This window comes from Pseudoalteromonas sp. SG43-6 (genome assembly GCF_014164365.1).
Taxonomy (GTDB): Bacteria; Pseudomonadota; Gammaproteobacteria; order Enterobacterales; family Alteromonadaceae; genus Pseudoalteromonas; species Pseudoalteromonas rhizosphaerae.
Map to the genome: position 1 here is coordinate 38875 of NZ_JACJEZ010000006.1, position 25900 is coordinate 64774.

The window sequence follows — 25900 nt, forward strand, 5'->3', positions numbered from 1 at the left end:
CTAAACAACCTCAAAAACGCCTAACCCAGTTAGGCGTTTTTATTTATATCCCTTAAATCCTTCTAACTGTATCAAATATAGTACACCTCTTTACAATTCAATTTGATAACAAACCTGTTACATGGTATTGATGTGTGTGGTTCATTTGACCAGATAAAATTAACATTATAACAAGGATTTAAGGATGAAGAACATACTCCCATTTAAACCTAAGCTAATCGCTTGTGTAACACTTGCACTTTCAACAGCGGGTTATACTTCTCAATCATTTGCTGCGGACGAAGCAAAAAAAGTTGAACGTATTGAAGTGACGGGTTCTAGAATAAAGCGAACAGATATTGAAGGCCCTTCCCCAGTACAATCAATTAGTCGCGCCGATATCGATAATATGGGCTATGACAACTTACAACAATTACTGGAAAGAATGCCTGCTGCTGGTAATGGTACTTTTTCTACTCGCGGTAATAATCAGGATTCGACCGCTAACGGCTCTGCAGCGGTATCGCTACGAGGTTTAGGCGCTGATGCAACACTTGTATTAATTAATGGCCGTCGAGTAGCTATAAGCGCATTTGCGGAGAGTATCACTAACTCATTTGTTGATATTAACAGTATTCCGGTCTCTGCTATCGAACGTATTGATATTCTTAAAGATGGTGCCTCTGCAATTTATGGTTCCGATGCCGTTGCAGGTGTGGTGAATATTATTTTGAAAAAAGACATCGATGGTTTAGAAGTTAATTTAGGTTATGGTGGTACTGACGGCCCTAACTATGAAGAAACCTCAGCAAGCATAGTTTGGGGTACCTCAAACGAAAAAAGCAGTGCGTCTGTGATCATCGATTACTTTAAAAACACCTCTTTATCATCAGATGAAATGGGCCGCTTAGGCACTGCTAATCAAACCGCGAATGGTGGTGAAGATTTCCGTTCATCTCGTGGCTTTCCAGGTACATTTGGCGTGAATGGCGTCCAAACTCCAGATCCAAGTTGTCCTGCAGATCAAATTAGTGGTAGCGATAGTTGTGTGTTTGATTATGGACCCTATGGCTATATTGCCCCAGCTTCTGAACGCGTTGGCGCGATTTCTCAGTTTGAATATAACTTTGATAATGGTATTACTGCCTTTATGGAAATGGCTGTTCAACACAACAATTCAATTGCCGCAGGTGCTCCAACACCATTAGATAAAGATGCAGGTTTAACAGTCCCAGGGAATCATCCAAATAATCCTTTCAATCAAGAAGTAATTATCAACTACTATAGAACTGTTGATGCGGGTGCCCGTCAATGGGATATTGAGTCAGACACTTTGCGATTTGTTGCCGGTCTACGTGGTGAAATTAGCGATTGGAGCTGGGAAGCCGCTGTACAAAAAGGCCGTAGTAAATCAATGCAAACCGGTGATCGTACTCAAGGCTGGGTAAGAACTGATTTTTTACAGCAAGAAATAGATGCCGGCAACTACAACCCATTTGGCGGCACTTATAATGATCCTGCAGTCATTGAACGTATTTCAACCAGCCTAGTTCGTCGTGGTGAATCACATATGACCTCTTTTGATGCCAACATCACTGGCGAAGCGTTTAGTTTTGGTGACAATGTCGTGATGATGGCGGCTGGTATTGAGTACCGTGAAGAGGATGTCAGTGATACCCCTGATGATCAATTTCAGCGAGGTTTAATTTTTGGTACTGAGTCCGTTTCTGCTGCCGCTGAGCGGGACCAATACGCTGCCTATGTTGAATTCTCAATCCCATTAGCTGATAGCTTAGAATTACAACTTGCAGGTCGTTACGATGATTACAGTGACTTTGGTACCACAACCAATCCTAAAGTAGCGCTGCGCTGGGCACCTACTGATGAAATTACTGTTCGCGGCTCTTGGGCACAAGGTTTTAGAGCACCTTCACTAGCACAAATAGGTCTAGGTCCATCAGAGAAAAGTCAATTCTTTATTGATAATTACCGCTGTAGTGCTACAGGTCTTGATTGTAAAGCTCTTGATTACAATATCCAATTTGCTGGTAACCCTGATTTACAAGCTGAAGAATCTGAATCATGGAACGTTGGTTTTATTTGGGCTCCTATGGCTGAACTTGGCTTTAGTATTGATGTATGGAGTATTACTCAAGATAACAAAATTGATGAACAAGCATTCGGCCCAATTTATGACGCAGAATGTAACAACCAAAACAGTACGATTTGTGTTCGCCTAGCCCCAGCCGGAAGCGAAACCCTTGGTGTTATCCAAAAAATTCATAGCACTTTTAAAAATGTCTCTTCGCAGGAAGTGTCTGGTGTTGATTTCTCAGCAAATTATAATCACTCCTTGGATGATCTTGGTTTACTTAAGTTCAACTTAGAATGGTCCTATCAAGACAAGTTTGAAAAAGACGGTCGCGATTATACTGGTGAATATGGTTACCCTGAACACCGCTGGATGTTCTCAACTAATTGGGAGCTTGGTGAATTCAATACTAATGTAAATATCAGCTATGTGGGTGAGTTTGAAGATACGCCTGATATTGATTTTGATGGCACCCTCGATTTTGATAGCAACACGTCAAGAATGGTTGATTCACAAGTCTTAGTTGATTTACAAACGGCTTATCGTATTACCGAATCGACCAAGATCTCGATTGGCGTAAATAACCTATTTGATGAAGAGCCACCATTTGCAATTGGTGATGGTGATGGTGATTTATACGGTTATGCTTCCGCGGTTCACAACCCTCGCGGACGTTATATCTACACCAAAGTGTCATTCGCTTTCTAGCGACTACCCTAAATAAAAAACCCGCCAAATTGGCGGGTTTTTCATATTCTAAAACAAAGGCCTAAATTATAGGTCGCTTTCGTTTTCTGAAAGGAACTTAGCAACGCCTGCTGGGCTTGCATCCATACCTTTTTTACCTTCAGTCCAACCAGCTGGACATACTTCACCGTGCTCAGTGTGAAACGCTAGAGCGTCAACCATACGAAGCATTTCGTCGATGTTACGACCTAGTGGTAAGTCATTTACTACTTGATGACGTACATTACCTTCTTCATCAATTAAGAATGAACCACGAAATGCAACGCCCGCTTCTGGATGCTCAACATCGTATGCTTTACAGATTTCGTGCTTAACATCTGCAACTAGTGCGTATTTAACTGCACCGATACCGCCGTCTGCAACAGCAGTGTTACGCCATGCGTTGTGTGAGAATTGTGAATCGATTGAAACACCAATTACTTCTACGCCACGCTTTTGGAATTCTTCATAACGCTTGTCAAAAGCAATTAGTTCAGAAGGACATACGAAAGTGAAATCTAATGGGTAAAAGAAGATGACTGCTTTTTTACCTTTGATTGTTTCGTGAAGATTGTAGCTATCTACGATCTCGCCGTTACCTAGTACTGCTGCAGCGGTAAAGTCTGGTGCCTGGCGGCCTACTAATACACCCATTTTATTCTCCAAATATTTGAGTTTGCTTTTAATTGCTTACGCAATGCTTGCCTTTAATATGGGATCTAAAAAATAAATACCAAGGGCTAGCATGCATAATTATCAGAATATTTTAGAGACTAAAGACTTAAAAGAACAATCGTATTTTCCGATGTCACTCATCGAAAAATACGAACGCAGTGTATCACTCGCTGTTTGTCATTAATAACAGCGAAAAAAAACCTGCATATGCAGGCTCCTTATAGATATAACTACACAGTAAATGCAGAGTTAATCCATGATATTTTCCGGCATATCACCACGGATTTTTTGCCAGATCTCACCTGTTTGATGACCATATTTCCGCATCATTGAAATTGCGCCGTCATGTTCGCGTTTCTCAGCAAGTATGGTTAAATCTTTATAGAATTGACGCGCTAACTGACGCGTGCCTGGATCTGAAAAGTAATGACAGCCAATTTTAGAGTAAAAACCCTTAAAACCATTAAGAATAAGTACATAAATACGGTTATTACCTGCAACAGCCAACTCATGATGTACTTTATAATCATAATCAGCGAAAGCTTGTGCACTATCTTCAAGTTCATCACTTTTTGAAAGAATTTCTATCACGCGATCAGGTGCTAGTTTAATGGCAGCGCGAGTATAGATAGCGCTAATATTAGTACGCGCAGAAAGTAACTGGTCGGTTAACTCGGGCATTTTATCTTCATCAAGACGCGCTAAGGTCTCTAAAATATTAAGTCCTGAGGTTTCCCAAAAGTTATTTACTCGAGTCGGTTTACCGTGTTGGATTGTTAACCAACCATCACGCGCTAAACGCTGCAGTACTTCACGTAAGGTTGTACGAGTAACACCGATTAATTCTGATAACTCTCGCTCAGCGGGAAGAATAGAACCTGGTGGAAAATCACCATTCCAAATTGACTCAACAATGTACTCTTCGGCAAACCCTGCTGGGCTTTTCGCTTTAAAAATTCTCATTCAATTCCCACTTGAGTTACCACATAACATTACTTTAAACGATTAACTGACTGATTGTACCAGATGAAGCCAAACTAACAAGTAAAGTCACTTCATTAATTCACCCACGACGACAGGCTTAAGCCTCTACTCTCGCCACGTTTTTAAAATGGATACAGGCTAATTTATCACTCTTTCAGTGTCGCTTTCTTTTATACTAAATTGAAGGGATTGACCACAAAGAGTAATAGACATTTAACGTCATTATGCACACTATACGGACTGAATAAAAATACCCATTTCGCTATTTCAGCTACACTTAATATAGCGCGGCATATTAAATGGATAAAAGGTACGTGATGTTGTTTATAGCTTTTTTGTTTACACCACGGCTAGACTGAATTAACTTAACCAACAACAGTTATACTTAAATGTACAATAATAAGGAACACCTATGCAACAGAGTGTTTTCAATGCAATTTTTAAGAATTTTTTAGGCTCTGCCCCACAGTGGTATAAATACACAATTATTGCTTTTTTAGCTATTAACCCTGTGTTATTTCATATCAATCCCTATATGGCTGGTTGGGCATTAGTTTTAGAGTTTATTTTTACTCTCGCGATGGCGCTGAAATGTTATCCACTGCAACCAGGTGGTTTACTTGCAATTGAAGCACTGTTTATAGGCATGACAACTGCCGGGCAAGTAGAGCATGAAATTGTTCAAAATGTAGATGTAATCTTACTGTTGATCTTTATGGTCGCAGGTATCTACTTTATGAAAGATTTATTACTCTATATTTTCACCCGCTTGGTGGTATCAGTTCGCAGCAAAACTGTACTTTCCTTAGCATTTACTATTTCTGCAGCATTTCTTTCTGCTTTTTTAGACGCACTTACAGTAATGGCGGTGGTCATAGCTGTCGCTATGGGCTTTTACAGTATTTACCATAAAGTCGCCTCAGGGAAAGACTCCACTAGTGAACATGACATTAACGATGATAACCAAGTACGCCCAGTTAATCGTCAGGAACTTGAAGAATTTCGAGCTTTTTTACGTAACTTATTAATGCATGCTTCGATTGGTACCGCGCTTGGTGGAGTCTGTACTATGGTGGGTGAACCACAAAATCTTATTATTGCAGAACGAGCAAGCTGGCAATTTGGGGAGTTTTTCTTGCGTATGTTGCCTGTTACTATGCCTGTATTCATCGCTGGTATTGTTACTACAATATTACTCGAAAAAACAAAAACCTTCGGTTATGGCGCAAAGTTACCAGAACCGATTCATCAAATACTTGCTGATCACGCAAAAGAGCTCGATAACAAACGCACTAAACGCGATAAAGTTAATCTGATGTTTCAGTCATTTATTGCTGTATGGTTGATCATTGCATTAGCTTTACACCTTGCCACGGTTGGCTTAATTGGCTTATCCGTCATTATTTTTGCAACTGCGTCCGCTGGTATAATCGAAGAACACCAACTAGGAAAAGCGTTTGAAGAAGCATTGCCGTTTACTGCACTGTTATGTGTATTTTTCTCAATCGTTGCAGTAATTATTGATCAACACTTATTTACTCCTGTAATAACTTGGGTACTGACATTTGAAGGGCAATTACAGTTAGTTATGTTTTTTGTCGCTAATGGCCTACTCTCGATGGTCAGTGATAATGTGTTTGTTGGCACTGTTTACATCAACGAAGTAGCGGCGGCTTTAAAAGCAGGACAAATTAGTCGCGACCAATTTGATTTATTAGCAGTAGCAATTAATACTGGTACTAACTTACCAAGTGTAGCCACACCGAATGGACAAGCTGCATTTTTATTCTTACTAACATCAACACTTGCTCCCGTATTACGTTTATCTTACGGGCGTATGGTTTATATGGCACTTCCCTATACCATTGTACTTACGGTTGTTGGTTTAAGCTCTACATATCTAGGGCTTAGTGAGGTAACTGATTTACTCTATCAATGGGGTTGGATTGAACACCACAGCGCAAGCTTACAAAGTATAGGAAGTTCAGGGCATTAAATATCCAAACTCTGGACAGTAAATCCCTTAACCCATATTTAGGTTAAAGAGTAAAAAACAAAGCTGCTTCGGCAGCTTTTTTATTGTTACAAATCATATTTATCCTTGCGCCTAGTTTAATGACTAAGTCATAATTCATCTACAAATTATAGATTGGATATTTTATGACTTGGTTAGCAAATTTAGCCCAACAGCGCAGTGCTTGGTTACTGCTCGCTTTTAGTGCTTTTATTTTTGAAGTAATCGCATTGTTTTTTCAATATCAAATGGGCTTAGAGCCATGCATTATGTGTATTTACCAACGTACTGCCATGCTGGGGTTATTAGCCGCAGGGTTACTCGGTGCAATTAAACCCACGAATGTAATATGCCGTCTAACAGCATTTTCTGCATGGGCAGTTGCCAGTATTTGGGGTTATTTAATTGCACGCGAACATATCGATATGCAAACTACCACCGATCCTTTTGCGTTTAGCTGTGAATTCGAACCTAATTTCCCATTACCATTGCACGAATGGATGCCACATTTTTTTGCTGCAACAGGTGACTGTGGCAACATCGATTGGCAATTTGCAGGGCTAAGTATGCCGGCGTGGATGGAGATCATTTTTGCCGCATTTACTCTGATACTAATGGCCGTTGTAGCAAGTCGTTTAATAATTAAAAAGTCGCTGTGATGATGGCATTATTTTCAAGTCAAGTAACGCAATTAAAATCGTTTAAAATACGTCAACGTCAGCAAATAATTGCGATTGCAGTGAGTATGTTAACTCCAATGCAAAAAATCAGTTTGCGTATTATAAAGCTGGTTTTATTGATCCCAGTATTTCTATCATTAGCGTATGTTGAAGGTTGGTTGTTACTTCCAGCTTTACTTCTGGCCGGGTTAAGCTACCCGTTGTTAACCACTCCAGTCGAAATTCAATTCTCTAAACGCTATTTAAGGCACGCTATTAAGCAATTTGAGCAGGGCGAATAATTCGCCCTGCTGATTTTTAGAATGTAACTTTGCCATCCAATTTAGCGACTAATTTATCGCCAATACCTTTCACCTGCGCTAAATCTGCAACAGACTTAAACTTGCCTTGCTTGGTACGGAAATCAATTATCGCTTGCGCTTTTGATTTACCAATACCCGGCAGCTGAGTAAGCTGTTCGACTGTTGCTTGATTCACATTGACTAACTGAACTTTCTTCATACTTTCAGCAGTCTCTGTTTTAGTTACAGCTGCGCTACTAGGCAATGAAATAGCTAAGCCAAGCACTACCACTATTAAAGTTAAAAACTTCATGTTTCTCCTCCATGATATCCATACGTGGACTCAATTAATAGTTGATTTTAATGCCTTCACTTTTGGACTACCTCCAAATAAAGTCATACTAAAAAAGTGCGACTATTTAAATAAAGTAAAGTTGTACCTCTTTGTCAAATCCTAGTAGTAAAAAATAAAAATGTTCACTTGCAAAAAGACCAATAAACAATTACTGTACATAAAAACAGTAATCAATCAAGGTGAACTTGTTATTCACCAAGCAAATTGGCAGGAGAAATCATGGCTGTTGTTGTTAAATATGTTGTAGAGAGAAACGGAGTCGAGCGTATGACGTTTACTACTAAAAAAGAAGCTGACGCGTATGACAAAATGCTTGATATAGCAGAGTCGCTTGAGGTTATGCTTGAGAAAGTTGATGTGCCACTAAGCGAACAACAAATCGAATCGCTCGCACTTGAGATTGCTAAAAGTAAAGACGACTTTATGAATGTACTTAAAGGCGGCAAAGAGGCAATACAGAAAACACCTACGGCGAAAGTAAAAAAAGAAAATGTAGCGTCGATTAAAGCCAGCGCAGATAAAGAAGCAAGCTAAAAAATTACAAGTTAACTTACTAAAAAAGGGCAATTAATTGCCCTTTTTTAGTTATAAAAATTACTACCCGTTATAGCCCTCGTTCAACTTCATCAAATAATTCGGTGATCTCTTTATTTGGTGGCGCTGTTGATAAGCTCACTGTAATGATTGCAATTGTTGCAAGTATAAAGCCCGGTATAATTTCATAAATGATACTGCTGAGGCTCTCACCATTTATAGTGATTGGCGCGTATATCCAGATCAACACTGTCCCTGCACCCACAACCATGCCACTGATCGCACCTTGTAGATTCATTCGCTTCCAATACAAGCTAAGTAATACTAACGGGCCAAACGCAGCCCCAAAACCAGCCCATGCATTACTTACTAAATCTAAAATAGAACTATCGCGATCATAAGCCAAATAAATAGCAAATAATGCAACGAGTAGTACACTAATTCGCCCAACTAAAACCAGCTCGGTTTGTGATGCATCACGGTTTAAATAAATTTTATAGAAGTCTTCAGTCAAAGAGCTTGAACAAACCAATAACTGAGATGAAATAGTACTCATAATCGCAGCTAAAATAGCAGCAAGTAAAAAGCCGGCAATAAGTGGATGGAAAACCAATTCAGATAATACTAAGAATATCGTTTCTTTATCGTCAATCAGCATTTGATTTTCGATCATGTAAGCGGCACCAAATAGTCCAGTTAACACTGCACCAATCGCTGATAAAGTCATCCACGACATACCAATACGACGCATAGTTGGCATATCTTTCACTGACCGTACTGACATAAAACGTACTATGATATGCGGTTGACCAAAATAACCTAAGCCCCATGCCATTGCAGAAATAATAGCGATAGTTGAACCACCAGCAAACCAATCTAACATATTAAGCGAGTGGACTTCGCTCTCTTTCGGAGCGCTTAACAGCAAGTCATAGCTGGCATTAGCAAGTGTGTCTAACACTGGCTGGTCTAGCATCGTATAAGTAACAATAGGTACAGCAAGTAGCGAGACAAACATAATGCAACCTTGCACAAAGTCAGTCAAACTAACAGCTAAGAAACCACCAAACAATGTATAGAGTACGACGACTCCGGTTGTCACATAAAGCCCTGTTTCGTAACTCATCTGAAATGAGTTTTCGAATAATTTACCGCCAGCGACAACGCCTGAAGAAGTATAAAGTGTAAAGAAAACGATGATCACGATTGCCGAGATGACTCGTAATATATTTTTATTATCAGCAAAACGATTAGCAAAGTAATCTGGGATGGTAATCGAGTCATTCGCTTTTTCAGTATAGACACGTAGCCTTGGCGCGACTAAAAAGTAGTTTGCCCAAGCACCAAGTACTAAACCTATCGCAATCCAAACTTTACTTAAGCCAAATAGATACATAGCACCGGGTAAACCCATAAGTAGCCAACCACTCATGTCCGATGCACCTGCAGATAGTGCAGCTACAGCTGGTGATAAACTTCTGCCACCCAACATATAACCCGACACATCGGCGGTAGACTGCTTATAAGCGTACAAGCCAATACCTAGCATTACGATAAAATACGCAGCTAAAGAAATAATCATTCCAGTTTCCAAACTCGCCTCCAACTCTGAAGTTAAAACCTGGCTTTCAATCCTAATAATGACTCATAAATCAATACTATATAAAGTCATTATTGGTGTAAAAACCAACCTAGAACTTGACTATATCACGCAAAGGGTGAATAACTCCACTTACTGAGGTAGCCAAGTAATGATATAAGGTGGAGTTGTTTTTATCTGATGGTTAATTATTTAACTACAGAACATGGTAATTAATACTTAATTACCTTAGGATTAGATCGATGATGTATCAATTAATTAATACTATAGCATTGATATTCTAAATATAATTAATGCTATTTATGCTGTTTTATCTTATATTGCCCAAGTAATCGCTTAACTGATGTGGACCCGCTGTTTATGTATTTTTATGCTGCACGCCAACCAATTTTAGATCGAAACAAACAACTTGTAGGGTATGAGCTACTCTTTCGTGATGGCGTTGATAATGTATTCCCTGATATTGATGGTGACGAGGCAACCACTCGGCTAATTGAAGGTAGTCAATTCAATTTTGGTTTAGAAGATCTCACCGATAATAAACCAGCGTATATCAACTTTACGCTTGAAACATTACAAAAAGGCTACCCAACTCTGCTTGGTAAAGATCAGATTGTTGTAGAAATACTCGAAACAATTCAACCTGGGAAACGCTTGCTCGCGATCGTCAAAGACTTAAAACAAAAAGGTTATACGCTCGCGCTGGATGATTATATTCACCAGCCTGTATGGCGTCATTTTTATCCTTTTATTGATATTATTAAAATAGATTTTATCAATTGTGACGTTGACACTATCCACACCATAATCGAAGAAATTAAACCTTATCCGCATATAAAATTATTAGCAGAAAAGGTAGAAACCTACGAAAAGTATCAATTAGCATTAGATCTTGGCTTTACTTACTTTCAGGGGTTTTTCTTTTCCAAACCAGAAATGGTGCAAAGTAAAACCTTGCCGCCATCAGAGATAGCTCTTGCCGAGCTGCTTTATGAGACATCCACTGTTGAAGTCAATTTAAAGAAAATTACCGACGTATTTGAGCGAGATGTAAACCTCTCTTATAAATTATTACGTTATAGTAATTCAGCGGCATTTAAGCGCAGAGCTGAGATCAGCACCATCAAACAAGCACTAATTGTGCTAGGTGCAGCAGAAATTAAAAAGTTTTTATCCTTGTTGTTTGCAGCTCAAGTTGCTGGTGATAAACCCGCAGAGTTAATACGCTTATCGTTAACCAGAGCACGCTTTACTGAGTTGCTAGCTATAAACCATAATAAACTCAAAGATACGGGCATGGCTTTTTTAACCGGTATGATGTCATTAATGGATGCCATATTAGATGAAGATATGCAAAGCGTGATGAAAAAGCTACCATTATCCAACGACATAAAGTTAGCATTATTAGAGGATCAAGGTTTACTGGCACAATATCTGCGCTTAGTAAAATTATACGAACAAGCCAATTGGCAAGGTGCAAACGCGATTAAAGATGAGCTTGGTCTTGGCGCTGGTAAAGTGCCAGATGCGTATCATGATGCCGTTAACTGGGCTAATGAACAAATGAAAGTGCTGGCAGGATAATAAATAATACCGTAAATAACAATGCCAGCTTAGACGCTGGCATTTTTATTTAACCTGAAAATACACATTAAAGGCTTTCTAAAAAGTCTTCATCAAAATCGTCGGGCTCTTTTTCAACCGGTGGATTACCATCATACAACTCATATAACTGACGTTGAAAGTAAATGTCTTTCATAAAAATATACGGATCGAGTGACTCATTCAATAAGCTTTCTTGTGGTATTAAAGAAGCCCGAGCTTCTACAGCCTTTAACGCAAACACCAATACAGTTTGTGGCGTGGTTAAGGCAATTTTTGGTAACACATAGCCATCAACCACTGCACCCGTTAGGTTACGCGCTGTTGACGGTCCCATTCCCGGTAGCATTAAATAAGCACCGTCGCCTATTCCCCATACCCCCAGAGTTTGACCAAAGTCTTCATCGACAATATTCAAACCAAGCGATGTCGCAACATCAAATAAGCCAAAAATACCCACAGTTGAATTAACTAAAAACCGCGCTAAGCTCACGCCTGCGTTACCCGCTTTACCTTGTAGCGTGGCATTAACTACATCAGTTGGTGCACTAATGTTGCCAGTAAAATTGACGATACTACGGCGCACCGGTGTTGGTGTTACGGCCACATACCCTACCGCAACAGGGCGCAGAACATAAGCATCAAGTACATCCATATTAAAATCATACATTGGACGGTTAAATGATTGTAGTGGATCTCGCTCATCTATTTTTTCGTCAGGCACTTGCGCGCATCCTGCTAGCACCAATAGCCCAAACAAAACTAAACTCTGTCTTAACATCTTTTATCCTTAAGGTATTAATTCATTGATAAGTAAATCGTAAGCCTTGGTTTGGCTACGTTCTAACACATCTGAACGCCCTTCCAACTCACCCGTTGAAGGCATTACTGATGCATCCTTTGAAATGCGTGCAGTTAAAATAATTTTATCAACGCTTGAAAGCGTTAACCCTGCGACCATAGCATTACTATCACTTAACTGTACTTCAATTGGAAAACTATAATCTGTTAATTTTACCACTGCGAGCGGCATTGGCGGACCATTGGCAGCTTTTGCAAATACGAATAAGGTACCTTGGATTGGAAGCTTGTCCGCAAGCTGTGGCGCAAGATTAACGGTAACTTTGATAGCACTCATTTTAGCTGCGTTATTATCCTCGCCACTGCCCTGCTCAGCTTGTGGTTGCAATGCAGGTGCTAGTTGTGTGTTTTCAGCTGTAATATTTTGTTCAATTTCAGTAATTCGCTGAGCAATCATGTCATAGCGAGTATCTTGCTCATCCATACTCTTTAAAAGCACTTCGAATGCTGCTTTTGCTTGCAACCAATCATGACGCTCATAAGCAATTAACGCTAACAATGAAATAGCATCAAGGTTAGTTGGATCGTCTTTGAGCACTTTAGAGAGCATACCCGCAGCGCGCGTCATATTTACATCACTGCCTTCAAGTAATAGTACTTGGCTGTAACTGATCAGCACAGGCATGTTGTCAGGATCCATGCGTAGCACTTTATCAAATGACTGTTGCGCCATGTCGTATTCATTCAATGACATTGCAACACGACCGAGTAGCATCCAAGCCACTTGATCATCACCACTTTGCGCAAGTTTAGTGCGTAGCCCTAACGCAAACGCTTGTAATTCATTTTGGGTTAAAGGTTCGCCTTGTTGCATCACGGCTCGTTCACCATAAACTGCTAAATTATCCATGGCGCTGTGCCAGTTCTGCAACTGTTGTTGTGAACCAGTTGCGGTATAAAATACAGCGGTAAAAGCGATTAAAAATGCACTGCCTGTTAATGCAAAAATACGGTTATTGCCTCTGCTCATCAGTGATTTTTCAGGCGATAACTCATTTAGTAAACGACGTTTGAGCTCAATCACAGACTCATCATGGTTAACTTGGTCAATACGTTGATTTGCTAAATCATTTGCCAGCTCGCCAAGGCGCTGATGGTAGATGGCAATAAGCTCTGAATTAGCATTGTAAGTGAGACTTTGTACCCGCTCTTTACTCAAAAACGGCAATGCCACAAACGTCACAGCTAATAAGGTTAATAATGCAAAAGAAACCCACATTAGTATCATTTAAATCTGCTCCTGACGTTCATTTTTCGCAATGAGCTTGGCTAATAACGCCTCATCTTGCTCACTCCATGTTTGCTTAACCGCAGCCTTACGTTGACGAAAAATAATAAAGCCAAAGCCAAATACCACTATCAAAATAGGTAATACCCATAGCACTAATGTTGCTGGCGTTACTGGCGGATCGTAGTGAACAAAATAGCCATAGCGGTCAATCATATATTCAATCACATCGTCTTTCGATTTGCCTTCTTTGACTAACGCCAATACTTTTTCGCGCAAATCTTTCGCAACCACAGCATCTGAATCTGCGATATTTTGATTTTGACATTTAGGGCAACGTAATTCTTTAGTTAACTCAGTAAAGCGTTGCGCTTGTTCGTTGTTATCAAATTGGTAACGATCTTGCTCTGCCATAGCTATGCCACTGGCTAGTATCATTAAAGCAATTAAAAAATATTTCATGGCTGTAATTCCTGCATCAAGGGAGCAAATTTAGCACGCCAAACTCGTGGGTTTATATCGCCAGTATGGTGCAATAAAATGGTGCCTTTGCTATCCACTAAAAATGTTTCAGGTGCACCTGACACACCTAAATCAAGCGAAAGAGTACGGTGTAAGTCAAGAATATTAAACTGATACGGATCACCGGCACGACTTAACATTGACGTCACTTCTTCACGTAGCGCTGGCATATCAAATTCACCATCAAAGTCAGCATCATAACTTTGTACATAGTAAAGCCCGATAATTTTAACGCCTTGCTCTCGCAATTGGGTTAAATAATCTAATTCAGCTAAACAGGTAGGACACCAAGTGCCCCATACATTGAGTAGATATACATCGCCTTTTAATTGGCTATCTTGCCAACGCTTTGAATCCTGCATTAAATCAGGTAAATCAAAGGCTGGCATTGGCTGACCTAACCGACCGGTTTGAATTTCTCTTGGGTTTGAAAACAAACCTTGAAATAAAAACACGCACACTAAAACAAATGCCAGCAGAGGTATCAGCGCTAACAACTTGCGGTTCATACCAGTTTCTCCTGTGACTTATCGGTTTTTTTCTTGCTAGTACGGTAACGTTTGTCACCTAAAATCATAAAACCGGCAAGTGAGATCAATACACCACCAATCCACATCCAACGTACAAATGGCTTGTGATAGATGCGCAATGACCAACCGCCGTTATTTAATTGCTCACCCAGAGCAAGGTATAAATCACGGGTAAAGCCAGCATCAATTGCAGCCTCAGTCATAAATTGCATACCAATATCGTAACGGCGCTTTTCAGCATGCAGTACAGTGACTAGTTTATCATTTTTCAGGACGCTCACTTCTCCAGCATGACCACTGTAGTTTGCACCACGAATAGTGTATACCCCTTCAAAACGATACTGATATTGATTTAACTGTACGATTTCGCCCGGCTTCATCGAAACATCACGTTCAACCGAATACGCCGAAGTTAAAGTGACACCTGCGATAACAAAGGCAATACCAACATGCCCTAGTACCATAGCCCAATAACTAAGTCCTAACCTTTTAAGACCTTGGCTAAAGTTAGTTTGCACAGTAGCTTTAACATATAAATCAACACCGGTGGTGATCACAATCCATATCGCAAGCGTGGTCGCCAATAAAGTTAAAGGCGCTACGCTGGCATAACTTGAATATAACCAAGCAGCACTGATCACTATGCTCATTAACGCTGATACAAGGAGTTTATTTTGTAAAAAAGACCACTTATTTTGCTTCCAACGTAACAGAGGGCCAATGCCCATTAAGATGGCAAACGGCACTAAAATAATGGCAAACATTTTATTAAAGAATGGTTCGCCAATTGAAATACTGCCTAAGCCCATTTCTTTATGAACCATAGGTAGTAAAGTACCCAGTAACACAATAAATGTAGCAACCACTAAAAATATATTATTGAGCCATAACGCCACTTCACGTGATACCAGTTTGTAACGACCTTCGCTGCGTACTTGCGATACCCTAAATGCATATAACGTTAACGCACCACCAACCACTATCGCTAAAAACGCTAAGATAAATAAGCCACGATCAGGATCGGTAGCAAACGCATGCACTGACACAATAATGCCAGAGCGAACAATAAAGGTGCCCAGTAAACTCAATGAAAATGCAGCAATCGCAAGTAATACGGTCCATGATTTAAATACACCGCGTTTTTCGGTTGCCGATAATGAGTGCAATAATGCAGTAGCTACTAACCAAGGCATAAGCGATGCGTTTTCAACGGGATCCCAAAACCACCAGCCACCCCAGCCAAGCTCGGAATATGCCCACCAGCTTCCAATAGTAATACCTAGTGTTAAAAAACCCCACGCAGTCATTGTCCAAGGACGTGACCACTTAGCCCACGTATTATCAAGTTTACCTGTTAATAACGCTGCAATTGCGAATGCAAAAGAAACCGATAGACCAACATAACCCATATATAATAAAGGTGGATGGATGATCATCCCTGGATCTTGTAATAGTGGATTAAGGTCGCGCCCTTCGACAGGAAAATACGGCAGTAATAATTCAAATGGATTTGACATCCACAGGGTGTAAAGCATAAAGCCAACACCTAAAAAGCCTAACACACCTAATACACGAGCACGCAGTATCCAAGGCAGTGAATTAGAGCGCAGTGCTACTACTGCAGTCCAACCGGCTTGCATTACTAGCCACAATAAAATAGCACCTTCGTGCCCACCCCAGGTTGAAGTGATTTTATAATACCAAGGCAAGGTACTGCTAGAATGATAAGCCACGTACGCGACGGTAAAATCATCGGTTAAACTGGCATAAATTAAGGCAGCGAATGACATTAATACAAATACAAATTGGCCAACAGCTAATGAAGGAGCTGCACGCATTAACCGTAAATTACCAGTATGTGCGCCCCATAGAGGAAAAATACACAATAAAACACTCAGCACCATGGCCAGTGTTAGGGAAAAATAACCGAGTTCTGGGATCATCTTAATTGCCACTTTCTAAGTTATATTTAGGTTTTTCGTGTTTGATCCCCTTCACCGCTTCCGCAACTTCAGCAGGCATGTATTCTTCATCATGCTTAGCCAATACTTCAAACGCTTCTATTACATTAGGTTCAATCAACACACCTTGAGCAACAATCCCTTGCCCCTCGCGAAATAAGTCAGGCAAAATACCTTGGTATTTGATCGTTACTAAAGGGCCTGTATCAATCAAGGTAAAGCTTACTTGTAGGCTGGTTTCATCTCGAATAACTGATCCTGGGACCACCATACCGCCAATACGCAACTTTTGACCAATGTGCGGCTTTTCTTTATTCGGGCCTTTTCCTTCAATTAACTCACTTGGAGTATAAAATAAGTTAATATTTTCTTGCAGCGCATACAATACTAAACCGATGGCGGCACCAATACCGAATACAATAGCGACGACGCCAAGCAAACGTTTCTTACGTCTTGGGTTCATGCTTGATTCTCCTGTTGAGCGTGTTTAATGCGAGCCTCTCGTTCAGCTTGTTGCTGCACAGAAGCCATAATGCGCTTAGTATCATTAAAAGAGCTTACTAAAATACCTAATAAAATCAGTGCACATGAACCAAAAGAAAGCCACACGTAAAAGCCGTAACCGCCCATGGCAATAAAATCAGAAAAAGAATCAAACTGCATAACTAGCCCCTATTTAACAACTGACGCACCCAAGGGCGATGCTTTTCACGTTGTAAAATTTCATTTTTAAGACGCATCAAAGTCACCATGCCAACAAAACCAGCAAATGCGACTATATTTACCATTAATGGCCAAAACATACTTGAATCAATGGCTTTCGTATCAAACTTGGTAATAGTGGCACCTTGATGCAAGGTGTTCCACCACTCAACCGAAAAGTGAATAATGGGTAGGTTAATTACCCCCACAATAGCTAAAATAGATGCAGCTCGACCTGCTGCTTTTTTATCTTCAAAGGCATGATATAAAGACAATACCCCCAAATATAGAAATAATAGAATGAGCTCAGACGTAAGTCGTGCATCCCATACCCACCAGGCACCCCACATAGGTTTACCCCAAGCGGCGCCAGTAATAAGTGCAATTGCAGTTACACATGCGCCAACAGGTGCGATGGCAATCACCGCCAACTCGGCATTACGAAGTTGCCATACCAAAGCGATCACTGCCGCAATAGCCATTGATGAATAAGCCCCCATCGACAAAATAGCTGACGGTACATGAATGAAAATAATGCGATAACTGTCTTTTTGTTGATAGTCAGCTGGTGCATAGGCTAACCCCCAGACCCAACCAATAATCATAAAGACAACCGTTATCACGGCAAAATAAGGCAGTAACGTATTGCATAATTGATATGCACGATCTGCTTTAGCGTAGGGATGTAACCACTTCCACATATTAACTTACACTCACTTTCAATGCTGACGATATGGCGATTGGTGCGCTGATAATTGCAATGACAAGCATCGCACCAAGGATGGCAAGCTGACCACTATAATCCAGCGACATTGTGCTGGTATCGATAGCAGACGTTGCAAAAATTAATACGGGGATATATAAAGGCAAGACCAATAAACTCATCAAAATGCCGCCTTTTTGTAATCCCACTGTAAGCCCAGCGCCAATAGCGCCGATAAAACTAAGTAATGGCGTACCCAATAGCAAGGTAAGCACAGTTGCAATCAATGCTTGATTGTCTAAATTTAATAACAAGGCGAACAGCGGCGTCATCAACACCAACGGCAAGCCTGTAATAATCCAATGGGCAACGACTTTGCCAAGCACCGTTAACGGTAACGGGTACGATGAAGCAATCAATTGCTCTAAACTACCATCATGATAGTCATCACGAAATAGTTTATCTAAGCCTAACATGGTTGAAAGTAACGCAGCGACCCAGATAATACCGGGTGCCATACGGCTAAGTAGACCGGGCTCAGGACCAATTGCTAACGGAAATAATGTAATAACAATTAAGAAGAACAAAATGGGGTTTACGATTTCAGCACGCTGGCGAAATGCCAGCCGTAAATCTTTTTTACAAACGGCACTAAATAGCTGCCAATATGAATGCTGGCGTAACATCAGTGTCGGTACTCCAGAGTAACGGTTTGCAACTCATTAAAGTGGGTCGTTAAGTCTTGGTGGGTGGTTAATAAAATCGCCCCACCTTGTGCTAGGTGAGCTAAAAAGCGTTGCTGCAAAAATGCGATACCGGCTTTATCTAAGGCTGTAAATGGCTCATCCAGCACCCATAACTTCGCATCATTAAGCCAAAGTCTGATCAACGCAACACGACGTTGTTGACCAGCAGATAGAGTACGCACAGGTACATCTTCAAGACCAACTAAGCCAATCTTAGCTAATAATGAGTAAAGATCTTGCTCAGTGTCGTAACCTTGAATCTGTAACCAAAATCGCAGGTTTTCAATCGCACTAAGTTGGCTATTCACCCCTGTTTTATGGCCGATAAATAACAATTGCCGGGCAAATTCATCATAATTTTTAGCAATTGATTCACCTTGCCACATAACTTGTCCTTCATCGGGCGCAGAAAAACCCGCAATTATACGCAGCAAGGATGTTTTACCAGCCCCATTTGGGCCTGCTAATTGCATGATTTGGCCTGATTTCAAGCTGAAATTAAGATCCGCAAACAAACAACGTTCTTGCTTGATGCAGGTGACGGACTTAATGTGTAACAAGATGATGATTCTCTATACCCAAAATTAGGCGTTAGTCTAGCATAATGATAGGGTAATACGAATAATGCTTTGCACCGATTAACAAAAACTTGATTTAAAATAATGAACAAACCTACACAGATAACATTAGCGAATTCGCTTCCTGTCAGTCATTCGTCGCACAATGGCGTTGCACAGCAATTACCTGTTTTCAGCGAGCAAACACTCAGCGCTAAAAACATCGTGTTCGCCAAAGGCTCTGTGCAGATGGAAGTCTATGTTGATAAGCATTGGCAAACATTACGCTTAGCTACAACTGGCACTGAAACAAACACTCAAAAAATTGCCAGTGCCGATATTCAACTCAGTAATGATGGTAAACAACTCACTATTTTACCAAAGCAAGCTGAGATCAGCTTGCGTCAAACAAACCAACTGCAAAGTGTTTTAAATTTAATTAACAGTGGTGTTCAGGTCGAGAATAAACCTTTGTCGTTGCAAATTATTTTACAGCCTGCTGCAAAATTACTGTTAAATCAGTTACACGCCAGTATTCCTATCAATAAAGAAGTCGCCCAACTACTGCACAATGAGCAAGATCTAAAAGCAATAATTACCCCGAACCGCAATAATTTTACCTTAAGTGTTGTTAATCGCTTTGCTGATACACTTCACCAGCAGCCAATCAGCCAAGCAAAACTTGCTCTTTGGCTTAGTAAACTGGTACCAAATGGGCAGCTACAGCTAGATAAAAATACCGCAATACTGAGCTTTAATAATTATAATGGCAATATTAAGCTCGCACTGCAGCAGCCGTTAAATAATCACAGCATACACTCAACTCAGCCTGGTGGGGTAATTCAAAAAGTACAATTAAATGCGCTTAATGAACAATTAATAATAAAAACGCAGCTACCAAAAATAGCTCTGCAGTTAAAAAATTCATTAGCCCATACTTTTAATTCATTGCTACAAAAAAGCCATGTACCAGGCCAGTTTAATACCCAAACAAGTGTCGCACCTAGCAGCCCCTTATTGGTCAGCAGCAGCCCAATAAGCTCGTGGTTGCAAGACAGTTTTGCTGACTTAAAAACCCGGATCAGTGACGCTGTACGCTATTTTGAAAGCAAACCATTTAGTCAAGTCAGCAATAAATCAGCTGTAGCACAATCACTAACACCAACAGATCAAACTGCACAAACCTTACTACCCAAATCACTCAGGCAAATAAACCTTGTGGCAATGGCGACAAGCAACACCCAACCATTACTGACAGATATTAGCCAAGGTACCGCGCTGCCAAAGCATTATCATCAATCGCCTCCCCTGGTACAGTTATTTCAGCGATTAAAAGCCAGTTTAGCAAGTATTACAGAGCCTAATGCGGTTAAAAATAACAGTACTACTGCGGCGCCACTGAGCAAAGATACCGATAACTACAAACAATTAAATAAACTAGCTGCCGCGATTCAATCCAGCGAGCAAACTACAGTAGCGCAAAATAAAACACCGCAGGTTACTGTTAATCCAAAACAAGCAGCATCTGATATTAATGCTCAACCTGCTCAGCTAAACAAAGAACCTATCGCTAAAGCGCTAGCACACAGTCCCGAACAAGTTCTACCCAGCAAAACCAATAGTACAACTGTCAATGTCAGTGATAATAGCGCTGTCGCCAAAACAGTTATAGCCGATGCTCAGCAAAAATTAAAAACAACTCCACCTTTTGCTGCAGGAGTAGATACCAAAGTAGCATCTCTAACAGCACAGCTAAACAACGACAACCTAAAAGCAAGTACTCACTTACATATAGAAGCACTATTAAAAGGACCGATAACCAGCGCTTTGCCAGCCAGCCAGATTAGCTTGCCACTGGAAGCCAAATTATTGGCACCACTTTTAAAAACGCCTATCGAAAAGCCGCTACCTAATTTTAAATCAGCAGCAAACTACGATAAACAGCATATCGCTTCACAAATTAATAAACTAGCAGCGACCAAAGTAAGTAATAATGTCGATTTAAATCGGCTAGTCAATCAAGCTTTTAGCCGCATGATTGACAGCCAATCGTTGCAACCGTTAACCATTCAACGAGAAATACTCAGTGTTTTGCGTCCAGAAAGCTTAACCACTAGTGCCCTGCAAAATAGTTTTAGCCAATCTATTGAGCATTTGGCAGTGGCGATTTTAGCGGCTCCAAGCTTAGCAAATATCAGTGCGTTGAATTTTAACAGTCAAAGCTCACTTGATGCTTTATTACAAATATTAGTGCCTAACTTTAAAGCAACTAACCCACAGAAACTGCAAGAACAATTACTACAGCCACAATCACAAGCCTTAGCGGCTGAGCTGAGCCAAATAAAAACTGCAATTAGCCAAATTAACAGCACCCCCATCAATCAGCAGCCTGATAATAATCCGTTAGTACAATTTTTACTGCCGATGCGACTGCCACCGGAAACCGCACAAACAGAAATTTCATTAGGACAATATAAAAAACCAAGCCAAAATAAACTCGAAGCTAAAAATGTTTGGTTTGTGCGACTTAATTTTGATTACGCTGAGCTTGGCCAATTACAGATCACCGCTGAATTAATGGATAAAGCACTCGATTGTCAATTACTTGCCTCAAGCCAAGATATCACCGCAATGGCTCATCCGCACCTTGAGAGTTTGCGTCATAAATTAACAGCTCATGGCCTACAAGTTGGTGAAATGAAGCTAAGCCAAGGTGCGCCGCAACACCAAGCTTTTTATCAATCCCATGCCATTATTAATATTAAGGTTTAAGCCATGAGTGAGATACCAAAACATAAGTCTGCAATTGGTTTAGTTTACGAAGCCGGTCGTACTCCTACAGTCAGTAGTAAAGGGTTTGGTGAGCTCGCAGAAGAGATCATTAAAGCTGCAGAAGAAAAAGGAATTTTGATCCACAAAGATGAAGCATTGGCTAAAACGTTATCGCATTTAGAGCTTGGCGAAGAGATCCCAAGAGAACTGTATTATGTGATTGCCGAACTGATTGCTTTTTCATATGTACTGCGGGGTAAATTCCCACCAGGCTGGCAAGACTTTCAAGGCAAGTTAAATATTCAGGCGTAAAAAGTAAAAGGCGCTAATTAGCGCCCTTTTGATGATGTAACGACATTAATAGTTCTGCTTCGGCACGCGGAAGTTCACACTCTCGTATGATCTCTTCAATATCGGCACCTAGTTCAACCATTTTCACTGCTCGAGAATAAATTTTCGCATCAGGATCGTCATATTTTTGCGCATCTTGTAATTGCGCTAACTCTTGATTTCGCTGCTCTACAGCGACTAATCGCTTACCAATACTTAGCATACCGGTGCGCATTTCTGCGACTTCACTGCGTAAAATACTGAGCTGTTGTTGAGTTTCTTGCAGTTGCAGTATTTTGCTTTTTAATGCTGCAGCGTACTTATTATTATTAATAAAAATTAGTCCCAAGCATACTAACACCAGTACAATTGAGACTCCAAGCAACGAGTATAACAACATAGTTTTTCCGTAAGCGTTATAAATCGCTCAACTCATCCCACTCTTCGTCATTTAGTAATTTATTTAAATCAACTAAAATCAATAATTCACCATCACGATTACTGACACCTTGAATAAACTTGGCACTTTCTTCAGTACCAATGTTTGGTGCACTATCAATTTCTGAGCTACGCAAATAAACCACTTCTGCTACACTGTCGGCTAAGATACCAATGACTTGCTCTTCAGCTTCAATAATTAATACTCGTGAATTGTCTGTTGCTTCTGCAGACATCAAACCAAATCGTGCACGCGTATCGATTACTGTTACAACATTGCCACGTAAATTAATAATCCCTAAAACATAGCTTGGAGCACCTGGTACTGGAGCAATTTCTGTATAACGCAAAATCTCTTGCACTTGCATCACATTCACACCATAGGTTTCTGATTCAAGCTTAAAAGTTACCCACTGCAATACTTCATCATTGCCATCGGTATTTTTACTGCTTGATAATAATCTTTGTTCACTCATGTTATTACTCCGAATATCGTTACTGGTCGCGGCTATCTAAACCTTGCTCTAATAATTGACCTAAGCTTTGCACATCAATTAAGGCACACATTTTTTCTTTAATTACACCTGCAAGCCAAGGCCGCTTGCCACTTTTAGCTCGCCATTTCACATCTTCACTGCGTAGTGTAATGTTATTAACCAGCTTTTCAGCCAACAATCCCCATTGGCTATTACCTAAAGTAATTAAGTATTGGTAGTTTAATTTGTCTTCTAACTCTTGGGTATACTTTTCTGGCATCACCCAAAGCGCTGTATCAACTACATTAAGATTCTCATCACGATTTAGCATCACTCCTTTAAACCACTTGGGTTTACCAAAAAGCTGATTAACTTCACCTAATTGATGAATACCACCTAATGCTTTTAATGGTACTGCGAGGGTAAGCCCAGCCACTTCAAAGAATAACGCCTGAAACTCACCATCAAAATAATCTTCTTGACGCTGTACAGGAGTTTTAGCTTCAGCAACATTTAGCTGTTCACTCACTTTAGCTATATCTTTGATATTAGCTTGGATCTGTGGTTTCTCAAGGGGCGCGGGTATTTCTTCCTCAATACTAGTCTTTGGCTCATCAAGTGCGTTTGGCTGCACAATGGTTTGCTGCGACGCCTTGAGTGGCATTTTATTGCTACTTTCTGTGGATGGAACTTGTTCGAGTAATTTTGCAACCGGGTGTAAGTCTGTTGACTCATCGTCTTCGCACAGTAAAGCCCCCAAGTACTGGGTCATTACTTTTTCATTAGCAAATAATTGCTTACTCATTCATTAACCTTGTTCAATCAAATAATCGAGTAATGCGCGATAAGCATAAACACCTCTTGAGCGTGGACAATACTGAATCGGTACTTGTTGAGCTAAACTTGCATCACGGAACTTAGTATCTACGGGTATTACCCCTGGCCATACTTTTTCTTGGTACGTTTGCTGTAATGTCTTATATGCTTCAAGGGATGCATTAGTGCGCTTATCATACATTGTAGGGATAATGGTATATTGATACTGCTTTGATTGCGAGCTTTGCATTAATTCCATGGTCCGCATCATTCGGTCTAGTCCTTTGAGTGCTAAAAACTCAGTTTGTACTGGCACTAAAATGCGCTCACTTGCAGCCAATGCGTTAACCATTAATACACCTAACACTGGCGGACAGTCTAAAATAGCGTAATCATAATGCTCACTAATTTTTGCTAAAGCTTTTTTTAAGATAAGCCCCATTCCGGTCTTATTACCCATACTGCGGTCAAGTGTCGCGATTGCCATCGTTGCAGGAAGAATATCTAAGTTATCTATGTTCGATGGACACAAAGCTTGCAATATTTCTTCACTTGCCATGCTGTTTCCACGGGCAAATATATCATATACACTGACTTCTAAATCTTCTGAATCAATGCCAAAGTAATACGTTAAAGATGCATGAGGATCGGTATCAATCAGTAATACTCGCTTTCCTTGCAGCGCTAATATACCAGCTAAGCTCACAGCCGTGGTCGTCTTCCCTACTCCACCTTTTTGATTTGCTACCGTCCAAATTTTCACATCACACCTTATTTTTGTTCGTTGCGCGTTGTAATTCTTATACCACCGTGTGGGAGTTGGATCACTTTAATAGTGTTGTCATCACTTGGCAACTCAATTGGTTGCTCTGCTTCAGTTTCTGTTGCTGGTTGCTCGGTTGTAACAATGGGCTTGGGTGGCAAACCATATTTTGATAATGCAACGACTACTTTACGATTTTCAGCACGTCCTTGCTCTGTATCATTATCAGCAAAAGGTGAATACTGTCCATATCCTTCAATGGCCATGCGCGCAGGGTTGATACCTAATGCATCAAGTTCGACTAAAATCGAGGTCGCTCTTGCAACAGATAGCTCCCAATTAGAACGAAACATTTCATTATGAATGGTTTCATTATCGGTATAACCACGCACTCTAACGTAGTTATCTACTGGGGCAATAATATCGTTTACTAATTTTATCACTGCTTTCGCGCGTTGATGCGCCACAGCACTGCCACTGGAAAATAACATTCCTGAGCTTAATTCAATGATCAACCAGTCTTGGTGCAACTCTAAACTTGCTTCGCCATCGCGTATTTCATCGATCAAGGCTGATTGTAATTTAGTTAATAAGCTATCTAAAGGTTTGCCTAAGTGTTTTTGTTTTATATTACTGGTATCGCTTTGTCCATCCAGTAACTCTGGGCCAGCTTCTTGCTTTTGAATACTTTCACCAAACAGTAGTTCGTTTTCAGGAGTCACTCTATCGGTTAATAAACCGGTCCCCGTCACGCCTTGACCCTCTTGACTATACTGACGAGCTGACTTGTCAAAAACCTGCTCCAGCGAATCAGATAAAATTTGGAAGCTTTCTTCTTTATTAATCGCAATCGCATACATCACTACAAAGAATGCAAACATAATAGTCATGTAATCAGCGTACGACACTAGCCAACGTTCTGTATGCTGACTTTTGGTCGATGAGTGACGAAGTCGACGGCGCATCATAATAA

27 protein-coding genes are annotated in these 25900 nt (G+C 40.4%); 8 read left to right on the forward strand and 19 right to left on the reverse strand.

All coding sequences use genetic code 11. The annotated features are described in order from the left end of the window. The first annotated feature begins 184 nt into the window (after positions 1-184). Positions 185-2779, forward strand: a complete 2595-nt coding sequence (locus H5201_RS03845; RefSeq protein ID WP_182719321.1) for a TonB-dependent receptor — start codon at positions 185-187, stop codon at positions 2777-2779. A 66-nt stretch (positions 2780-2845) separates the two neighbouring features. Here H5201_RS03845 and H5201_RS03850 read toward each other — a convergent pair whose 3' ends face one another. Together H5201_RS03850 and fadR are read right to left on the reverse strand one after the other, a co-directional pair. After that, the gene (locus tag H5201_RS03850; protein ID WP_145239274.1) at positions 2846-3451 is read right to left on the reverse strand and encodes a peroxiredoxin C; all 606 of its coding nucleotides are present in this window, start codon (positions 3449-3451) and stop codon (positions 2846-2848) included. Positions 3452-3721: 270 nt separating this feature from the next. After that, positions 3722-4435, reverse strand: a complete 714-nt coding sequence (gene fadR / locus H5201_RS03855) for a fatty acid metabolism transcriptional regulator FadR (protein ID WP_149981452.1) — start codon at positions 4433-4435, stop codon at positions 3722-3724. Positions 4436-4868: 433 nt separating this feature from the next. On the opposite strand from fadR, the gene nhaB reads away from it, so the two are divergent. The 3 genes from nhaB (at position 4869) to H5201_RS03870 (ending at position 7431) form a co-directional block, all read left to right on the forward strand. After that, a complete protein-coding gene (nhaB, locus tag H5201_RS03860) occupies positions 4869-6452 on the forward strand; it encodes a sodium/proton antiporter NhaB (protein ID WP_182718161.1) in 1584 nt (527 codons plus the stop codon). 164 nt (positions 6453-6616) lie between these two features. Beyond that, positions 6617-7129 carry a disulfide bond formation protein DsbB gene (gene dsbB, locus H5201_RS03865; protein WP_182739673.1) on the forward strand — a complete coding sequence of 171 codons (513 nt, stop codon included), beginning with the start codon at positions 6617-6619 and terminating at the stop codon, positions 7127-7129. Continuing rightward, positions 7129-7431 (forward strand): DUF6170 family protein, encoded by a 303-nt coding sequence (locus tag H5201_RS03870; protein ID WP_182718163.1) that lies wholly within the window; start codon positions 7129-7131, stop codon positions 7429-7431. Before dsbB ends, H5201_RS03870 begins: the two co-directional genes overlap by 1 nt. 16 nt (positions 7432-7447) lie before the next feature. On the opposite strand, the gene H5201_RS03875 is transcribed toward H5201_RS03870, so the two are convergent. Beyond that, positions 7448-7744 (reverse strand): ComEA family DNA-binding protein, encoded by a 297-nt coding sequence (locus tag H5201_RS03875; RefSeq protein ID WP_182783754.1) that lies wholly within the window; start codon positions 7742-7744, stop codon positions 7448-7450. Between the two features lie 261 nt (positions 7745-8005). Between H5201_RS03875 and H5201_RS03880 the strand changes: the two genes are divergently transcribed. After that, positions 8006-8320: a YebG family protein gene (locus H5201_RS03880; RefSeq protein ID WP_182718165.1), complete on the forward strand. Its 315-nt coding sequence runs from the start codon at positions 8006-8008 to the stop codon at positions 8318-8320. Positions 8321-8390: 70 nt separating this feature from the next. Here the strand turns inward: H5201_RS03880 and putP are convergent, their stop codons facing one another. Further along, a complete protein-coding gene (gene putP / locus H5201_RS03885) occupies positions 8391-9902 on the reverse strand; it encodes a sodium/proline symporter PutP (protein WP_149981458.1) in 1512 nt (503 codons plus the stop codon). Between the two features lie 378 nt (positions 9903-10280). Between putP and H5201_RS03890 the strand changes: the two genes are divergently transcribed. Further along, positions 10281-11504: an EAL and HDOD domain-containing protein gene (locus H5201_RS03890; protein WP_182718219.1), complete on the forward strand. Its 1224-nt coding sequence runs from the start codon at positions 10281-10283 to the stop codon at positions 11502-11504. Positions 11505-11571: 67 nt separating this feature from the next. Here H5201_RS03890 and H5201_RS03895 read toward each other — a convergent pair whose 3' ends face one another. The 10 genes from H5201_RS03895 to ccmA are packed head-to-tail and all read right to left on the reverse strand — an operon-like array spanning position 11572 to position 19335. Further along, entirely contained in the window at positions 11572-12303 is a 732-nt protein-coding gene (locus H5201_RS03895; RefSeq protein WP_182718166.1) for a VacJ family lipoprotein, read from the reverse strand. A 9-nt stretch (positions 12304-12312) separates the two neighbouring features. Beyond that, positions 12313-13611 carry a c-type cytochrome biogenesis protein CcmI gene (ccmI, locus tag H5201_RS03900; RefSeq protein ID WP_182761086.1) on the reverse strand — a complete coding sequence of 433 codons (1299 nt, stop codon included), beginning with the start codon at positions 13609-13611 and terminating at the stop codon, positions 12313-12315. After that, the gene (locus H5201_RS03905) at positions 13612-14073 is read right to left on the reverse strand and encodes a cytochrome c-type biogenesis protein (protein ID WP_182739671.1); all 462 of its coding nucleotides are present in this window, start codon (positions 14071-14073) and stop codon (positions 13612-13614) included. It lies immediately after the preceding gene. Then, positions 14070-14642, reverse strand: coding sequence for a DsbE family thiol:disulfide interchange protein (locus H5201_RS03910; protein ID WP_182718169.1), 573 nt, complete (start codon positions 14640-14642; stop codon positions 14070-14072). Before H5201_RS03910 ends, H5201_RS03905 begins: the two co-directional genes overlap by 4 nt. Further along, positions 14639-16606: a heme lyase CcmF/NrfE family subunit gene (locus tag H5201_RS03915; RefSeq protein WP_182783756.1), complete on the reverse strand. Its 1968-nt coding sequence runs from the start codon at positions 16604-16606 to the stop codon at positions 14639-14641. Before H5201_RS03915 ends, H5201_RS03910 begins: the two co-directional genes overlap by 4 nt. Before the next feature lies 1 nt (position 16607). After that, a complete protein-coding gene (ccmE, locus tag H5201_RS03920) occupies positions 16608-17087 on the reverse strand; it encodes a cytochrome c maturation protein CcmE (RefSeq protein WP_149981464.1) in 480 nt (159 codons plus the stop codon). Next, entirely contained in the window at positions 17084-17287 is a 204-nt protein-coding gene (gene ccmD / locus H5201_RS03925; RefSeq protein WP_182739670.1) for a heme exporter protein CcmD, read from the reverse strand. Before ccmD ends, ccmE begins: the two co-directional genes overlap by 4 nt. Before the next feature lie 2 nt (positions 17288-17289). Beyond that, entirely contained in the window at positions 17290-18027 is a 738-nt protein-coding gene (locus H5201_RS03930; RefSeq protein WP_149981466.1) for a heme ABC transporter permease, read from the reverse strand. Between the two features lies 1 nt (position 18028). Further along, positions 18029-18715: a heme exporter protein CcmB gene (ccmB, locus tag H5201_RS03935; protein ID WP_182718172.1), complete on the reverse strand. Its 687-nt coding sequence runs from the start codon at positions 18713-18715 to the stop codon at positions 18029-18031. Further along, complete coding sequence (ccmA, locus tag H5201_RS03940; protein ID WP_149981467.1) at positions 18715-19335, reverse strand: cytochrome c biogenesis heme-transporting ATPase CcmA; 621 nt, start codon at positions 19333-19335, stop codon at positions 18715-18717. Before ccmA ends, ccmB begins: the two co-directional genes overlap by 1 nt. A gap of 102 nt (positions 19336-19437) precedes the next feature. Here ccmA and H5201_RS23060 point away from each other — a divergent pair, with 102 nt between their 5' ends. Next, positions 19438-22104 (forward strand): flagellar hook-length control protein FliK, encoded by a 2667-nt coding sequence (locus H5201_RS23060; protein WP_259399651.1) that lies wholly within the window; start codon positions 19438-19440, stop codon positions 22102-22104. 3 nt (positions 22105-22107) lie between these two features. Then, on the forward strand, positions 22108-22416 hold the full coding sequence (locus tag H5201_RS03950; RefSeq protein WP_145239329.1) for an EscU/YscU/HrcU family type III secretion system export apparatus switch protein: 309 nt from the start codon (positions 22108-22110) through the stop codon (positions 22414-22416). A 13-nt stretch (positions 22417-22429) separates the two neighbouring features. Here H5201_RS03950 and H5201_RS03955 read toward each other — a convergent pair whose 3' ends face one another. Genes H5201_RS03955 through H5201_RS03975 form a run of 5 tightly spaced genes read right to left on the reverse strand, consistent with a single transcriptional unit; the run spans position 22430 to position 25895 of the window. Further along, a complete protein-coding gene (locus H5201_RS03955; protein WP_145239332.1) occupies positions 22430-22834 on the reverse strand; it encodes a DUF2802 domain-containing protein in 405 nt (134 codons plus the stop codon). 16 nt (positions 22835-22850) lie between these two features. Beyond that, entirely contained in the window at positions 22851-23348 is a 498-nt protein-coding gene (locus H5201_RS03960; RefSeq protein ID WP_145239335.1) for a chemotaxis protein CheW, read from the reverse strand. 19 nt (positions 23349-23367) lie between these two features. Further along, positions 23368-24153 (reverse strand): chemotaxis protein CheW, encoded by a 786-nt coding sequence (locus H5201_RS03965; protein ID WP_149981468.1) that lies wholly within the window; start codon positions 24151-24153, stop codon positions 23368-23370. 3 nt (positions 24154-24156) lie between these two features. Continuing rightward, entirely contained in the window at positions 24157-24927 is a 771-nt protein-coding gene (locus H5201_RS03970; RefSeq protein WP_149981469.1) for a ParA family protein, read from the reverse strand. 8 nt (positions 24928-24935) lie between these two features. Next, positions 24936-25895 (reverse strand): flagellar motor protein MotB, encoded by a 960-nt coding sequence (locus H5201_RS03975; RefSeq protein ID WP_149981470.1) that lies wholly within the window; start codon positions 25893-25895, stop codon positions 24936-24938. Between the last annotated feature and the right edge of the window lie 5 nt (positions 25896-25900).